The 15,135-nt window shown below is 70.1% G+C and carries 13 protein-coding genes, 6 pseudogenes and 3 riboswitches; of the genes and pseudogenes, 13 read left to right on the top strand and 6 right to left on the bottom strand.

Going from position 1 to position 15,135, the window contains the following annotated elements:
* Positions 1–73 precede the first annotated feature (73 nt).
* The gene (locus FCI23_RS40680) at positions 74–1,720 is read right to left on the bottom strand and encodes an NRAMP family divalent metal transporter (protein ID WP_136729162.1); all 1,647 of its coding nucleotides are present in this window, start codon (positions 1,718–1,720) and stop codon (positions 74–76) included.
* 321 nt (positions 1,721–2,041) lie between these two features.
* Positions 2,042–2,217, bottom strand: a riboswitch (M-box (ykoK) riboswitch).
* Between the two features lie 142 nt (positions 2,218–2,359).
* Here FCI23_RS40680 and FCI23_RS40675 point away from each other — a divergent pair.
* The 8 genes and pseudogenes from FCI23_RS40675 to FCI23_RS40640 form a co-directional block, all read left to right on the top strand.
* Positions 2,360–2,577, top strand: a pseudogene (locus FCI23_RS40675) (helix-turn-helix domain-containing protein); the annotation flags it as partial.
* A 128-nt stretch (positions 2,578–2,705) separates the two neighbouring features.
* Complete coding sequence (locus FCI23_RS40670) at positions 2,706–2,999, top strand: hypothetical protein (protein ID WP_136729161.1); 294 nt, start codon at positions 2,706–2,708, stop codon at positions 2,997–2,999.
* 53 nt (positions 3,000–3,052) lie between these two features.
* Positions 3,053–3,230: riboswitch (M-box (ykoK) riboswitch) on the top strand.
* A 375-nt stretch (positions 3,231–3,605) separates the two neighbouring features.
* Positions 3,606–4,456: pseudogene (locus FCI23_RS40665) on the top strand (magnesium and cobalt transport protein CorA); the annotation flags it as partial.
* A gap of 11 nt (positions 4,457–4,467) precedes the next feature.
* A pseudogene (locus FCI23_RS60900) lies at positions 4,468–4,611 on the top strand (integrase); the annotation flags it as partial.
* Positions 4,612–4,763: 152 nt separating this feature from the next.
* Positions 4,764–4,937: riboswitch (M-box (ykoK) riboswitch) on the top strand.
* Positions 4,938–5,223: 286 nt separating this feature from the next.
* Complete coding sequence (locus FCI23_RS40655) at positions 5,224–5,538, top strand: hypothetical protein (RefSeq protein WP_136729160.1); 315 nt, start codon at positions 5,224–5,226, stop codon at positions 5,536–5,538.
* A 38-nt stretch (positions 5,539–5,576) separates the two neighbouring features.
* Positions 5,577–5,855 carry a hypothetical protein gene (locus FCI23_RS40650; RefSeq protein ID WP_136729159.1) on the top strand — a complete coding sequence of 93 codons (279 nt, stop codon included), beginning with the start codon at positions 5,577–5,579 and terminating at the stop codon, positions 5,853–5,855.
* A gap of 354 nt (positions 5,856–6,209) precedes the next feature.
* Positions 6,210–6,950, top strand: a complete 741-nt coding sequence (locus tag FCI23_RS40645) for a VIT1/CCC1 transporter family protein (protein ID WP_136729158.1) — start codon at positions 6,210–6,212, stop codon at positions 6,948–6,950.
* 126 nt (positions 6,951–7,076) lie between these two features.
* Positions 7,077–7,604: pseudogene (locus FCI23_RS40640) on the top strand (kinase).
* Between the two features lie 61 nt (positions 7,605–7,665).
* Here the strand turns inward: FCI23_RS40640 and FCI23_RS40635 are convergent.
* Together FCI23_RS40635 and FCI23_RS40630 are read right to left on the bottom strand one after the other, a co-directional pair.
* Positions 7,666–8,955, bottom strand: a pseudogene (locus tag FCI23_RS40635) (Helicase associated domain protein); the annotation flags it as partial.
* Positions 8,956–9,298: 343 nt separating this feature from the next.
* Positions 9,299–9,952 (bottom strand): hypothetical protein, encoded by a 654-nt coding sequence (locus FCI23_RS40630; RefSeq protein ID WP_136729157.1) that lies wholly within the window; start codon positions 9,950–9,952, stop codon positions 9,299–9,301.
* Between the two features lie 378 nt (positions 9,953–10,330).
* Here FCI23_RS40630 and FCI23_RS62670 point away from each other — a divergent pair, with 378 nt between their 5' ends.
* Together FCI23_RS62670 and FCI23_RS40620 are read left to right on the top strand one after the other, a co-directional pair.
* Positions 10,331–10,453 carry a hypothetical protein gene (locus FCI23_RS62670; RefSeq protein ID WP_265737810.1) on the top strand — a complete coding sequence of 41 codons (123 nt, stop codon included), beginning with the start codon at positions 10,331–10,333 and terminating at the stop codon, positions 10,451–10,453.
* A gap of 73 nt (positions 10,454–10,526) precedes the next feature.
* Positions 10,527–10,994: an ATP-binding protein gene (locus FCI23_RS40620; protein ID WP_246144544.1), complete on the top strand. Its 468-nt coding sequence runs from the start codon at positions 10,527–10,529 to the stop codon at positions 10,992–10,994.
* Between the two features lie 485 nt (positions 10,995–11,479).
* On the opposite strand, the gene FCI23_RS40615 is transcribed toward FCI23_RS40620, so the two are convergent.
* Positions 11,480–12,055 carry a TerD family protein gene (locus tag FCI23_RS40615; RefSeq protein WP_136729156.1) on the bottom strand — a complete coding sequence of 192 codons (576 nt, stop codon included), beginning with the start codon at positions 12,053–12,055 and terminating at the stop codon, positions 11,480–11,482.
* Positions 12,056–12,442: 387 nt separating this feature from the next.
* On the opposite strand from FCI23_RS40615, the pseudogene FCI23_RS64145 reads away from it, so the two are divergent.
* Positions 12,443–12,561 (top strand): annotated as a pseudogene (locus FCI23_RS64145) (serine/threonine protein kinase); the annotation flags it as partial.
* Between the two features lie 407 nt (positions 12,562–12,968).
* On the opposite strand, the gene FCI23_RS40605 reads toward FCI23_RS64145, so the two are convergent.
* Positions 12,969–13,661: a cation transporter gene (locus FCI23_RS40605; protein WP_136729155.1), complete on the bottom strand. Its 693-nt coding sequence runs from the start codon at positions 13,659–13,661 to the stop codon at positions 12,969–12,971.
* Positions 13,661–13,996, bottom strand: coding sequence for an ArsR/SmtB family transcription factor (locus tag FCI23_RS40600; protein WP_136729154.1), 336 nt, complete (start codon positions 13,994–13,996; stop codon positions 13,661–13,663). The genes FCI23_RS40605 and FCI23_RS40600 overlap by 1 nt, the downstream gene beginning before the upstream one ends.
* A gap of 267 nt (positions 13,997–14,263) precedes the next feature.
* On the opposite strand from FCI23_RS40600, the gene FCI23_RS40595 reads away from it, so the two are divergent.
* Positions 14,264–14,671 (top strand): SAV_915 family protein, encoded by a 408-nt coding sequence (locus tag FCI23_RS40595; RefSeq protein WP_136729153.1) that lies wholly within the window; start codon positions 14,264–14,266, stop codon positions 14,669–14,671.
* Positions 14,672–14,681: 10 nt separating this feature from the next.
* Positions 14,682–15,135, top strand: a 454-nt coding sequence (locus FCI23_RS40590; protein WP_407646101.1) for a diaminopimelate decarboxylase family protein, incomplete at its 3' end; no start/stop codon positions are given.

The following is a 15,135-nucleotide window of genomic DNA, read 5'->3' as shown; positions in this document are numbered from 1 at the left end:
ATCGGGAGCGGGTTCGGATTCTTCACGGGGCAGGGGCGGCGTGTCGGTGCCGCCCCGGCACCGGTGCGGGAGGTCAGTGGCCCAGGGCCAGCTGCACAATGCGGATGATCACCAGCACCATGGCGATCAGCAGGTACGTACGCAGTGCGGTGAGCCCGATCTTGCGGCCGGTGGAGATCCGCGGGGCGGGCAGCTCCGACAGCGGAGGCATCCGCCAGTTGTCCTTGCCGGTGCGGTCGACCGGGCGGCCGGTGCGGGCCCAGCCCTTGCGGTAGCGGCGCGCCTCCGCGTAGCCGAGCGCGAGCAGCCCGGCGGTGCCGCAGACCGCCATGATGTCCAGGATCGCCGCGGAGGTCAGGCCGGGGAACAGCACCGAGGCGGTGAGGATGACCGACAGGGTGACCAGGACGGCGACCACGACCGAGGTGAAGGCGTTGGTCCAACGGCCGTTGACCCAGGGGCCCAGCACCGCATGGTCGTTGCACAGCAGCAGCAGGAACACCGACGCGGACGGCAGCAGCACTCCGGCCAGGGTCTGCACGCCCTCGGTGAGCAGCCCCAGTGGCGAGCCCGGGATCAGGACGATCGTCGCGGCGGTCAGGACGAGTCCGGCGAAGATCGCGTAGAAGCCCTTGGCGCCCTTGACCCCGCGGTGCAGGGAGTGCTTCATGCCCAGCACATCGCCCACCGCGTACGCGGTGGACAGTGATACCGCCGACGCCCCGATGATCGAGGCGTCCAGCAGCGCCACCGCGAACAGCACCCCGGCCACCTTGCCCGCGTGCGTCTGCAGGCCGTGCGCGATCCCGGCCGCGTCCGTGAAGCTGCCCGCGCTCTTGGTCCCGGCGAAGGTGGCGGCTGTGAAGCCCATCATGGCCGCCGCCCCGATGACGACGATGACGATGCCGATCCACAGGTCGGCCTTCTCGTACCGCATGAAGCGCGGGGTGATCCGCTTGTCGATCACGTAGGACTGCTGGAAGAACAGCTGCCACGGCGCGACGGTGGTGCCGACGATCGCGATGATCAGCAGCATCACATCCGACAGCTTGGCGCCGTGCGGCATGCCGGGCACGGTGAAGTCGTGGGCCATCTGGGAGGTGGCCGGGTGCACCAGGAAGTAGATCGGTACCAGCAGCAGCGAGCCGATGCACAGGAAGATCGCGGTCCGCTCGAACCGGCGGAACGACCCCGTCGACGCAGCCGCGATCACCACGGCCGCGGCCACCAGCACGCTCGCCGTCTTCGGCAGCCCGAGATAGGTGACCGCGAGCGAGACGCCGATGAACTCCGTCACGATCGTCAGCGCATTGAGCAGGAACAGGTCGATCACGCTGAACGCGCCCCAGAACTTGCCGAACCGCTCCAGGATCAGGCGGGCGTGCCCCACCCCGGTCACCGCCCCGAGCCGCAGCACCATCTCCTGATTCACATACAGCACCGGGACCAGCAGGAGCAGCGTCCACAGCAGCCGCGTGCCATAGTTCTGCCCGGCCTGGGTGTAGGTGCCGAACGCGCCCGCGTCGTTGTCGCCGACCATCACGATCAGGCCGGGCCCGACGATCGCCAGCAGCGTCTTCAGCTTCGCCGACAACCCCTTGCGCGGCGCGGTGTCGTCCAGCCGGATGGTGCCCAGCGCACCGCGGATGTCACCGACGTGCGCGTCGTCCAGCACCGCCGCGCGCGGCGCCGGAACCGTAGTCGTCGTGAGGTTGGTCATGATGTGCCTCCCAGCCCCCCAATACGGGGGAGGTCAAGGGGCACGCAGCAGTCATCACCCCTGCACGCCGTGCGCGCACAGGACAACCCGCCATCATGGCCAGGGGCCGTGACAGAGCAGGGATCATCACGGCCCCCAGGGGCCGTGCAGGGGAGGTGGTTACCGCGTGCCGGAAGAATGCGAGGACAGACGGATGAGGGGCCTATCGTGGCCCGGACTACTGCAACTGCAATCCATATCTCTCGCCTCCTTCCGGCCGGGGACGCGAACACATGCGCGTCATCATCGACTCGGCAAGGAGCAGGCCTGCCCGATACGGCCGGCTCACCCCAACTCGTCAGAGCTTTGGCACTCCACGGCGTAATCCCGCGGGGAGCGGGAAGCCACTTGGCCTCACCCCTTAGGTCGGGGAGAGGTGTCCTGACCCTGGGCGTCTCTCGACGTCGTGGGGTCAGTGGCCTGTGTCCGTGAAGACGCCTCACCGAACGAGGTGCCTCTTCAAAACCTCCACCAGTGTAGACCCCCGCCGGACCGCACCCGCACCCGATTGCCCAGTCTTGACCCGGCACCGCCCGGCAGCGCCCCAAGCTCGAACGCTACGACGACGGCCTCTTCCTGGGGCTGAAGAGCGCAACCTGGGTCGAACACGACCGCACGCCCCTTGCCGAGGCGTGCGGGGTGGCCCGGCTGTCGGTGAGCCAGCACCTGGCCCGGCTCCGCCTGGTCGGACTGGTCACCGCCCGCAAGGAAGGCCGCCGGGTGATCTACGCCCTGCGGCACGGACACCTCAAGCGCTGGTCGGTGAAGCCCTCAGGCCGGCCGACCACCAGCTCGGCAACCTCCCGCCCCACGACTGACACTCCGAGCGAGGCTGGTGCACCAGTACTCCGGCCCGGACGAAAGATCAACCGGACCTGGGTTCGTGGCAACGCGCGTCCGGCGCGGATGCAGCGCGACCGGGAACTCGACCGGCACGATGTGTGCCGTGGGCCCGGCTATGCACGATGATCTGCTGCACTCCGCGGCGCTCGCCACTGTGACCGCCGCAGTCGCGGTGGTGGCCCTCGCCGGTAAACCGCCCACCGGCCGGCGCCGCCGCTGGCGCTACCCACTGGCGATCCTCCTCATCGCCGCGGCCGACATCGGTCTCACGGTCGTCGTCGCCAGCAGGCCGGACCGGCGGATCGGACTGGTCCTGCTCGTCGCCGCAGTCCTGCTCGGGTACGGCATGCACCGTCGCATCCGCGTCCTCGTCGGGCCACGACCGCCACGACGGTGACCGCGCGGACCCGACGCGAGGATCGGCGCCCCGCCCGTCTTGCCACGGTTGTGAGGGCACCTCGTTCGGTGAGGCGTCGCCACGGACACAGGCCACTGACCCCACGACGTCGAGAGACGCCCAGGGTCAGGACAGGTCTCCCCGGCCTAAGGGGTGACCCCAAGTGGCTGCGCCCGGGTTCCCGGGCGCTACGCCGTGGCGTGCCAAAGTGCCAAAGCTCTGACGACATCAAAGGGGTGCGCCGTCCGCGACGCGGGCGGGGCCTCCTGCTGCCGCGATCGGGCGACGCTGTCGGCGTCCCGACGGCAAGGAGGTGAGAGCGGTGAGTGCAGTAGTCCGGGTCGAAGTAGGCCCTGCCCCGGGATGTTCTCGTCTTCTTCCGGCACACGGCACCAGCCTTCCTGCGCGTCACCTCGCCTTCTCGCCTTCTCCTGACACCCAGGTCTGCGCGGCGGTACCGGGGTCTGCGGTGGCGGGTCGCCGCCGGGTGCCTCCCGCCTTAAGCACCAGCTGGTCGCCGTTGCTCTACGTGCCCCGCCGGGCCGTCGCGCACCGGCGGCGTGCGGGGACTCGCGGCGGGCGTTCCTGCCTCTGGAGGTTCGTGTCATGTCGGACTGGCGTGGGCGCGCGGTACGCGCGGGCAAGCGGCCGTTTCCCCGCTCGGCCGAGCGGGGAAACGGCGACGGAGGCGTGGTGGCCCCCGAGCACTCGATGGACCCGCGGGCGGAATCCCAGGTGCGCGCCGAGGTGTCCTTGGAGCGCAGTGTGGTGGACGCCGCGGTATACCGCGAGGGGCGTAGGGTCGCGTCGCCCGCGACGCTGGAGGAGATCTACCAGGAGCTGCCCGGCAAGGCCGGCACCTTGGCCTGGATCGGGCTGTACCGGCCCGCCGAGGCCCAACTGCTGGCCGTCGCCGAGCGGTTCGGCCTGCACGAGCTGGCGGTGGAGGACGCCATCGTCGCCCACCAGCGGCCCAAGCTGGAACGCTACGGTGACACCCTGTTCGTGGTGCTGCGCGCCGCCCGCTACCTCGACGACGTGGAGGAGGTCGACTTCGGGGAGATACACCTGTTCGTCGGCCCGGAGTTCGTGCTGACCGTCCGGCACTCCCAGGCCCCGGACCTGGCAGCAGTACGGAGCTGGCTGGAGGACGACCCCGACCTGCTCGCCCTGGGGCCGGAAGCAGTGCTGTACGCGGTGCTCGACGCGGTGGTCGACGGCTACGCCCCGGTCATCGCCGGGCTGCAGAACGACATCGACGAGATCGAGACCGAGGTCTTCGCGGCGACCCCAAGGTCTCCCGCCGGATCTACGAACTCTCACGCGAGGTCGTGGAGTTCCAGCGCGCCACCCGCCCGCTGCTGGACATCCTCGACGGACTGACCGCCGGATTCGAAAAGTACGGCACCGACGAGGAACTGCCACGCTACCTGCGCGACGTCGCCGACCACGCCACCACCGCCGCCGCTTGCGCTGGCACCGCGACCTGCTCAAACGGCGGCATGCCGCGACCTGCGTACCGAGGCGGCGCGGCCGTCCGCCCACGGTCCGATCGATCCGCGCCCTGGTCCTTCGCCTGGCACGCGAGAACAGCTCCTGGAGGTATCGGCGCGGTGACGAAGGCGCAACGTGCCTGACTCCGGGCGGGTGCACTATCCGACAACTGGAGGTTCTCGCCGCTATTGGACATTCTCATCGTGTTATGTTCCTCTCACCCCTTCATGTCCGCCTTAGCAACATTCAGCAGGGTATCCTTCAGATGTGTACGCACCTCGTTAGGCGAGGCGTCTGCGTGGACACAGGCCACTGACCTCAAACGTCGAGAGACGCCCCAGGTCAGGACAGCTCACCTCGGAGAAAGGGGTGAGCCCAAGTGGCTTCCCGGCCCCGGCCGGGAATACGCCGCGCAGTGCTGAAGCTCAACGAGAGAGGTGCCCTCCCGTAGCGGGGGCTCCTCCGCCCGCTCGATGACACCCGTGTGTGTCCTGGCCGCGAGGAGGTGAGGGGAATGAGTCCCTGGCCCAGTCCAGAGCCCGCTCCCGGGCATGCTCATCCATCACCCTTGATCGCGGCCCACGCGCTCGCTGACTGACGCCCTCACCCGCCTTCCACCCACGGAATCCCCCCGCCGCCCCGCCCGGGGATGGCTCCGAGGTGTGCGACGGCGGAGGGCAGCGGCACGCGCGACCGCACGCGATCAGGCTTGTCCCCAAGGGAGACAGCCATGCGCATCGAACTGACCTGGACGCGTGCCGACGCGGCCAACGGCATACTGACCATCCCCGTGCCCGAGGTCCCCATCAACGATCTCCTCCGGCCCGCGTTGCACCACGCGCGCCGGGCGTGGAACGCTGCCGCTGTGCGGCGTGCCCTCTCCTACGCGGAGCCCGCCGCGGGGATTGCCGCCGACGCTGCAGGGGCAGGGATACTCGTCCAACTGGCACTGCCGTTCGCCGTCCGCCTCGCCCAGCAGGCTCTGGGCAACGCAGCGCGTGGCGGCGACGGCAGCTCCACCGCGTGCGCAGCCCCGCCGGGATGACGTGACCGACCGTGTGCCGCCCGGAAGGGAGAAAGCTGATGAACGACAGGCACCTCCAAGAAGCCCGGCTCCTGGTGCGCCAGGCGGCGGACCAGTTGACCGAAGACGCCCAGGCATTGACGGCTGGCTCCGCCGAAGCGCTCGTGGCCGGCCGGGCAACACGCGTCGGGGATTTGCGACTTGCCGTGCTTGCTGCCTGGTGTGCCGGCGCCTCGCGCGAGGAGCTGGCTCGGGACGCCCGCGTGAAGATAGGCCTGATCGAGGAGTGGATCGCAGCCAACGACCTGGATCAGCCGCTCGCACGGCACCCCGTATAGCCTCGCGGCATGGCATGCGCCAGAAGTCCCCACTCCTGCCCTCTAACACGCCGCTGTGCTTGGCGTACCCGCTGTTGACTTCTGACCTCACCGGACGCGTCCCACCACGCCTCCGCCCCCGCAGGCATCCGCCGTGGTGTCAGCCGAACCGCGTGAGCAAGCCGCTCCCCGGCACGGCCTCCGGCCGTCACTGTCGATCTGAGGGCGCCGACCGAATCGTCAGCCAGTGGCCGAACGAGCGGTTTTCCATCAGATCCAGCAACATCCTGCGCGGCCCCGGCGGCGGACCAGCCGCCACCCGAGCGGCCCAAGGCACCCTCCAACCACCCACCAACCCAGGGAAGAACGCAGTCCATGAGTGACCAGAGCCCCGCCAGCCAGGATCCCGGAGCCCGATCCCACAGTGAGCCGCACCACCGGGACAGCGGTGCCCGGCTGAACTGGCTGCGCGCCGGGGTGCTGGGGGCCAACGACGGGATCGTGTCCACCGCGGGCCTGGTGATCGGCGTCGCCGGCGCTACCACCTCCCCGCAGGCGTTGCTGAGCGCGGGACTGGCCGGACTGCTGGCCGGTTCCTTGTCGATGGCCGCGGGCGAGTACGTCTCGGTCAGCTCCCAGCGCGACTCCGAACAGGCCTCCCTGGACCTGGAACGCCGGGAACTCGCCCAGGACCCCCGGGAGGAACTGGCCGAACTGGCCGCCCTCTACCAGGGCAAGGGCCTGTCGGCCGACCTGGCCGTTGAGGTCGCCGAACAGCTCACCGCCCACGACGCCCTGGGCGCCCACGCGGAATCCGAACTGCGCATCGACCCCGGTGCGCTGACCAACCCCTGGCACGCTGCTGGGGCCAGCTTCCGGTCTTTCGCCATCGGTGCCCTGCTGCCCCTGCTGGCGATGGTGCTGCCACCTGCCGCACTGCGGCTGCCCACTACCGTGGGTTCAGTGCTGGCGGCCCTGGTCCTGTGCGGCTGGATCAGCGCCCGCCTGGGCGCCGCACCCATCCGAGCCGCCATCGTGCGCAACGTCGCCGGAGGCGCCCTGGCCATGGCCATCACCTACACCGCAGGCACCCTTCTAGGACACGCTGCCCGATGACCAGTCACTCCTGAACTGCATAGATGCCCACTCAAAGAGCCTTTGGAGCGCGCGTTGCAACCGCGTCGCAGGCCCTCGCCGACGTCCCCGGCATTGTCAGTGGCCGCCGGTAGCCTCGCGCGGGTGATGGTGGGCACCGAAGACACGAGGCTGGTCGTCCTGCACGGCAACAGCGCCTCGGGCAAGTCGTCCGTTGCGGCCGGCATCCGTGACCGCTTCGGCCGCGGCCTGGCCCTCGTGGGCCAGGACAACCTCCGCAGGGTCGTCCTGCGTGAACGCGACCGCCTGATCGACACCGTCGCCCGCTACGCCCTGACGCCGGGTATCACGTCGTCCAGGAGGGCATCCTCTACGCCGGCCACTACGGCGCCATGGTCGCCCAGCTGCGCGTCGACCATCGCGGCCCGACCCACGGTTACTACCTGCACGTGCCGTTCGAGGAAACCCTCGCCCGCCACGCGACCAAGCCGATCGCGGAGCGAGACGGAGCTGCGCGACAGGTACCGGGAACTCGACCTGCTGCCCGGCGGCATCGAGACCGTCATCGGCGCCGACAGCGCCCTGACCGAGACCGTCGACCGCATCCTGCTCGACACCGGCCTGGCCGGCCTTTCCGCGCTTGAGACAGCACGAGATCCCGGGAATCTGCCATGACGTCCCGGGGTCTCTGTGCACTGGTGTGTTCGGCCGGTTCAACGACCGCCCGGACACCATGTCACGCACACTCCACGCCCAGTTCGGCGAGGGCGGCGCGCTGCGGGTCGGTGAGTTTGTCGCGTCGGCTCTTGGTGTTGGAGACCCAGATGCCGAGCTTCACATGGTGCTCCTGGTCGTCGATGACGATCCGCTCGGTGTGCGACCGCCCGACGGCGTGCGTCCCTTCACACTGGATGTACTGCGCCAGGGCCGACACGCCCCGCTGGAACGCCTCCGACAGCTTGCCCGGACCCGCCCCGCCGCGCTCTTCTTGGCCGGGGTCGGAGAGGGCCGCTCAGCGGGCTTCACGCCCAGCCCGGTCAGCCGTTCCTGCTGTTCGGTGGAGAGCTGCGTCCAGTCGCGGGCCTGCCGCTCCAGCCATTTCCCCAGATCATCGCCTTCGAAGAGGACGCCGGGTTGGATGTCGGGGAGGGTGCCGTCGGCGTCGACCAGGTCGGCGAGGACGCGGTAGTGCCGCTGCCAATCCAGCGGCCACGAGCAGTTCCAGTCCGGGTCGATGGCCGTCAGCTGCTTGGCGCGGTCCTCGGCCCGCTCCGGGTCCTTGCCCAGGCCGCCCTTCCGCCGGAGATTGGCCATGTGCTGCCCGACCGGCTGCTGGCCGGCCTCCGTCTCGCCCCACACGGCGTCCTGGCGCGGGGCAAGGTGCCCGTGGGCACGCCGGTACGAGCGAAGTGCGGAGAGCTTGGTCTCCCACGCCTCATCGCCGGCTCCCACACCATGCCTTCGTCGTCCAGCTGCTCCTTGCGGTGCTGCTCCAGTTCCCCGGACCGGTACGCGCGCCGCTGCTGATGCACCCACCTGCCAAGCGGAAAAGCCTTCGTGACCCCACTTCGACCTCAACGTCGTAGGGCACGGCGTGGAGGCCGGTGATGCCGTTCTCGGCCCGCCACCGGCGCAGCGCCTGGTAGCCCTCCAGCCACACCAGCGACTCGGACCGGTAGACGCGGGTGCCCAGGAACGCCGCGATGGTGGCGGCGTCGCGCGGGCTGGAGAGGTGCAGCAGGGCCGACTCCACCGCGCCCTCGGTGTCGTCCTGCTCCTGGTCGTCCTCGCCCTCGCCGCCGGCCCCGACGATCCGCCCGTCGTCATCGCGCTTCACGTGCGTGCGCCGCTCCTGGCTGCCGGGCGAGAGGGCGCGGGACGCGAGCTGCTCAACGAGTCGCTCATCATGTGAGCGGAGCCCCTGAAGGACGGCTACAAGGGGGCGGAACGAGGCTGAGGCGACCATGTCGTCCGGGTCCTCGCCGGGCTCCAGGAAGATGGGCACGATGATGCGGGCGATCTTCGTGGGGAGCAGCGCCGCGTGGGGGCGGCCGAAGCCTCCGCCGAAGCCGAACGCAAGGCCAACCGGTTCCTGTCTCGCTTCTGCCCCTGACCGCTTGCTGCCGGGCCTGCACACCCAGGAACGCGAGGGCCCCTCCCGGCCAGGGCCCTCGCTGCCGCTTCCGGGGGGCGAATTGCGTCGACCCCGAAGGGCGGACAGCACGGCGCAGAGCAAGTCCGGCTGCTCGAAGAGGCACTGGAGCGCCTGGCCGCTGGGTTGGGCAAGTTCCTGGCCGGGCGGGATATGGACTGCCGACACGGGTCGGCGTGGACGAGCAGCGGCCCACCGCAGCCCAGCAGGCGGGGTCTTACTCCCTCCGTCCGGGGCGGAAAGAGAGCCCTTGATCGTGGAAGACGGGGCTGGGGAAACCCCAGTCCATGGCCATCACGGCGAGTGCGTCGATCACCGCCGGAGCCCAGTCGTCGCCGTCCATGAGAGTTTCGTCCAGGACCTCGCCTGTGCCGTAGAACGGCCGAGCGTCCTCCCGGGCGCCGATGGTGGTGACATCGACGACGTGCTCAACCGGCCGATCCTGCTCCCCGTACCGGTGCGTCGACAGGTGGATCTCCACGACCGGCGGCGGCACCGTCGCGTCCCCGATCGCGGCGGTTACGGTCTCGGGCAGCAGGACATCGGCGACCGCCGGCACCATTGTCAGGAGGGACTGTTGGACGAAGCCCCACGGGACGACCGTGCCGTCCAGCCAGAGCACTAGGTCGCAGCAGACCTCCAGGCCGAAGTCGGTGACCGCGGCTGCCACCCGGCACACCACCCGCCCGCTGCTCTGCTCCTCCTGCGTTCCGGTGGCTGAGAGCTCCAGGACAACTTCGCGGCTGGTGGCCCGGGCAACCTGCCACGGCGTGAGGTCGAAGCTCGGTCTGTCCTGGACGAGCTTGGACAGCGTCTGGATCAGCAGGTCCATCCGCGTCCGGTGCAGAGCCAAGATCAGTCGGGTCGGCATCCCGGTTGCCAGACGGCTCCGCCGGTGGCTGGTGCTCAGGGGGAACCGCCCGGAGCAGCAGATCCGGCTGCTGGACGTTCGCATCCGGGCTCACCGGCGTACGGTGGTTTGCTGGCCCGCGCATGGCGTGCCCCAGCCGCGGCACGGGCCGAATGCCAGTGGCTTGCGAGAGCATGGCCGCCATCACGGTGCGGCTGGCGCGCACGTTGCGGGCGTCAAGGCGCACCAGGATGCTGCCGTCAAGCACGATCGGAGCGGGGACCGTGTCCCGGTCGATCCGGATGACCAGTCGAACTCGCCGCCCTGGTCGGCACCGGCGAGGTCGACATCGCCCTCGGACTCGCCGCGACCGCCGGCCGGTTCGCCGAGGACGACCTGATGTCCATCGTCCAGCACCGCCGGCACGGCACCCGCCCTGCCGACCTGGTCGTCGCCGACGAAGCCCACTCCGCCCAGCCCGGCACCTCCGCCTGGGCCGACTTCGGCCGCAAGGCCACCTGATCCCCCGGTCCCGGGCCGCTTCGCGGCCCGGGACCGGCAGCCCGAACAGCCCGCCAGGAGAAGGAAGTTACTGATGACCACCACCGCTGTCGCCGGTCCGCCCGAGCTGGTCCCGTCCCCGCTCCCGCCGCCGCCGCAGGCTCCGCCGATCCCGGCCGAACTCGAAGCCGTCCTGAGGCGGATGCGGTTTCCGTACTTGCGCCGGGCCGCCTCCGACGTGCTGGCCACCGCGCGCTCCCAGCGCTGGGACCCCGCCGAGGTCGTCCGCATCCTGCTGGAAGCGGAGATCCGGGGCCGCGACGAGGCGACCCGCCGCAACCACCGCAAACAGGCCCAACTGCCGTCGGGGAAGACCTTCGATTCCTGGCGCGAGGCGGACTCCTCCATCCCGGCCCCGACCCAGCAAGCCCTGATGACGCTGGAATGGATCGGCCGCGCGGAGAACCTTGCCGTCACCGGCCCGCCTGGCACGGGCAAGAGCCATCTCGCCGAGGCACTGGCGAACTCGTTGCCGCCGGCGACGCCGGTGAAGAGGTTGTAGGCCAGCTCGAAGACGACGTACGGGACGGTGATGCCGGTGCCCAGCCGTTTGACGCGGTCGGGGCGACTGTCGGCGTTGCATTAGCTGGAGATCACGACAAAAAGGCCAGCATGTGGAACAGATAGACCAGCGGGTAGGCGGCCCACACCGTCTGGCTGTCCGGCAACGGCTCCCATGGGCTGGTCATGTCTGTCCCCCTATGGGTTCGATATCGATGGTGGTGCCGGTCCGGGCCTGGACCGGCAGGGACACCCGGCCGATGCCCGCACCGCCCCCGGCCAGGCCGCCGGTGACTCCGCCGGCGCGGCGTCGCCCTGGTCGCGGACGGCGCAGCGGGCTTCGGCAGCCGAGATCCCGTGAGTGACTGTGCGCGCGTGCGATGACGCAGGCGCGGGGACGTGGACGTGGTCGGGGACGTGGACGTGGACGGCAGAGTCTCGCCGGGGCCGTCTGGGAGTGCCGGGCCCGGCGGGTGACGGAGGGCGTCAGGCGTTGACGCCGTAGTCGGAGGCGATCCCGGTAAGTCCCGAGGCGTAGCCCTGGCCCACGGCGCGGAACTTCCACTCCGCCTCGTTGCGGTACAGCTCGCCGAAGACCATGGCAGTCTCGGTCGCCGCGTCCTCGCTCAGGTCGTAACGGGCGATCTCCGCGCCGCCGGCCTGGTTGACGATGCGGATGTACGCGTTCCGCACCTGGCCGAAGTTCTGGCTGCGGGTCTCGCCATCGTAGATCGAGACCGGGAAGACGATCTTGTCAACGTCGGCCGGCAGGCCCGCCAGGCTGACGTTGATCTGCTCGTCGTCGCCGCCGCCCTCGCCGGTGCGGTTGTCGCCGGTGTGAACAATGGTCTGGTCGGGCGTCTCCTTGTTATTGAAGAAGACGAAGTGGCCGTCGGAGTAGACCTTGCCACTCGGATTGACCGCAATCGCGCTCGCATCGAGGTCGAAGTCGGTACCGGTGGTGGTACGGACGTCCCAGCCGAGACCGACCGTGACGGCCGTCAGGCCCGGCGCCTCCTTGGTGAGCGAGACGTTGCCACCCTTGGACAGTGAGACTGCCACGATCTCCTCCTGTGCTTCCCCATGCCTGGCTCGGAACACCCAGCGTGCTTAACCGGGAACCGAAATCTACGGCACCGTAGGGAAAATGAAGGGGCGACCGGCCCAGCCCTCACCTGTATTGACGCCACCATCACTTTCGGCACATTCCCCGACGCGCTCCCCCAAGCCACCTCCCCCGCCAATCCCATAGCGCCCCGGATCCGGCCGCCTCGTATCCCACAGCGGCGCCGCCGCAGTTGGACCGTCAGCCGACTCCCGCGTGGACAGTTCACCACGATCCCGGAAAGCGGTGCCCCTGGAACAGGCCGATCGGCGTTGTCAGCTTGGCTCGGCGGTCTGGACGGCTGAGGTGATCGCCGGGTTGATGACTTGGTGCCGGGTTCAGCCCCCAAGCGCGTCGCTGACATCGCCGCTCAGGCAGCCGCCGGCCTGGCCGCGGCCCACCGCCAGGGATTGGTCCACCGCGACATCCCGGCAACCTGATGCAGGATGCCCACGGGGCGGTAGGGGACCAGGCGAGACAAAACTTGCCGGAGGGCAGCAAGCCCACGCACTCCATCGGATCCGGAAGATGTCTGACATTGCTAGGTACGCTTTGCGATCTTCAACTGAAGCGGTTCTGACCTGCGGGTATTCCTCCAGGCGCTTCCTCACCGTTCGGCGCAGACTCATGCGGTGCACATGCCATGCGGTCCGGGCCGGCCAATACCGCAACGACTTTCGGCAGTCGGGGCCGAATCAGGGCGACTGCCTCCTGGACGTCCTGACCTTTGCCGTCCCAACCGCCAGGCCACTGCCTTCAGGGGCGGGGGGAATGGCCTGGTACCAGCCCAGCCGCCGGTAGAAGCGGGCCACCCGCTCGGCGCGCGCCGACGTCAGCAGCCAACACCGGGCGCACGGCCACGTCGACCGATCAGGTGCAGCAGGCGCAGCCCGGCTGGCAGCCGCAGGCACCCATCGCGGCGGCGGGAGCCGCGCAACAGCCCTCGCCGCGCCAGGCGCCACGGCCCTCCCTGACCGCCACGGCCGCGATGAGGAGGCCGGCGATCGGGTCGGCCCACGACCAGCCCAGGGTGGCGTTGGCGACCAGGCCGGCCAGCAGTACCGCCGACAGGTAGGTGCACAGCAGGGTCTGTTTGGAGTCCGCGACCGCCGAGGCCGAGCCGAGTTCGCGTCCGGCCCGGCGCTGGGCGGCGGACAGGAACGGCATCACCGCCAGCGACAAGGCTGCGAGCACGATGCCGGGGACCGAGCGGCCGGCCTGCGCGGTGCCGGCCAGCGCGCGGGCGGCGTCGACGCTGACGTAGGCGGCGAGGGCGAAGAACGAGAGCGCGATGATCCGTAGGGTGGTCTTTTCGCGGGCTTCGCGCACCGCGTGCTCACGGGCGGAGAACTGCCAGGCGACCGCGGCGGCCGAGGAGACCTCGATGACGGAGTCCAGGCCGAAGCCGACCAGTGCGGTGGAGGAGGCCAGCGTCCCGGCGGTGATGGCGACGACGGTCTCGACGACGTTGTAGGTGATCGTCGCGGCGACCAGCAGCCGTACGCGGCGGCTCAGCGCGTCACGACGGGCCGGGGACGGCCCCAGGGATATGGACGACGCCATCAGCAGCAGCCCTTCTCCTCCGCGTCGGGACAGCTGCGGTCGGCCTCGACCGCCACCACTGCGGTGCGCAGATCGTCGAGTGCGTGCCCGAGCCGGAGGTCGGCCAGCTCGTAGCGCATCCGACGGCCCACCGGGACGGCGACGACCAGACCGCAGTCCCGCAGGCACGCCAAATGGTTCGACAGCCGGGGGCGGGAAATCCCGAGCCGGTCGGCCAGGTCGGAGGGGTGGGCCGGGGCCTCACGCAGAGCGAGCAGCAGGCGGCAGCGGATGGGGTCGGCGAGCGCGCGGCCGAAGCGCGCCAGCACCTCGACCTCGGGAGCGATGGTCAGCACACCACAACAGTACAGGAAATCCTGAATTCAGGAATCTGTGTCGCGTTGCGAACGGGGCTGACTACGCCGTGCTCCGGCATCGGCCGCCCGCCGCAGTCGTCGAGTGCGCCCCCGAGCGTCAGGGGCGCGTCAGGGCTTCCGGATACCCGCATCAAGGTCGCGTCAGGGGTGGGGTCAGGGCCCGGACCAGCGGGCATAGCGTCATACGAGCGTTCGCGGTCATCGTGCCGCACCGGCGCATTCCGTCTTCCTGCAAGGAGGAACGCCATGTTCCAGAACCCTCTCGCGGAGGACCCCGAGCCTTCAGAACCCGTCCCGGCCGGGCTGCTCCTCGTCCCTGTCCGGCCGGGACCTACGGGCTGTGCGGCCCGGTTCTTCCGGACGCCGCTCGGCGGCCGCACAGCCGTCGGCTTCACCACCGAACAGCGACTCACCGCCACCCTGGGCGACGGCCAGGCCTGGATCAAGCTCTCCGCCCCCGCACTGCGGGCCCTCGCCACGCCGCTGGGCGTCACCACCCTCACCGTCGACCCGCAGTTCACCGCCCCCGCGCCCGCGTCTGCCCCCACCGTCAGGGCGAGTGCGTGGCACGACTGGGATGCGCAGAGCATCGGCGTCCTGCGGGTGGCCGGTGCGGCGGCCGTCGTCTCGTGCCTGAACCTGCTGATCGGCTGAGAGGGACACCATGACGATCTCACTGTCACCAGTCACCACCACGGCAGCGCCGCTACCGGCCGACGCCGACGCGCTGTCCGTATGGCCCGCCTCCGCCCGGCCCACCGCGACCGGCGATGTCACCGTCAGCGGAGTGTCCCTGGCCGAGGCCGCCGACAAGTTCGGCACCCCGCTGTACGTCCTGGACGAACACGAAGTCCGGGACCGCTGCCGCGCATACCGGGCGGCGTTCCCGGACGCCGACGTCCTCTACGCGGCCAAGGCGTTCCTGTGCCGCGCCGTCGCGCACTGGGTGCGGGAGGAGGGGCTGGGCCTGGATGTCTGCTCCGCCGGGGAGCTGGAGCTCGCCGTCACCACCGGGTTCCCGCCGGAGCGGATCGTGATGCACGGGAACGCCAAGAGCCCGGAGGACCTGACCACCGCACTGCGGCTCGGAGTGGGGCGCATCGTCATCGACAGCACCT

This window comes from Actinacidiphila oryziradicis (assembly GCF_005047355.1).
Classification (GTDB): domain Bacteria; phylum Actinomycetota; class Actinomycetes; order Streptomycetales; family Streptomycetaceae; genus Actinacidiphila; species Actinacidiphila oryziradicis.
This window is presented reverse-complemented; position numbering and strand designations above follow the sequence as displayed.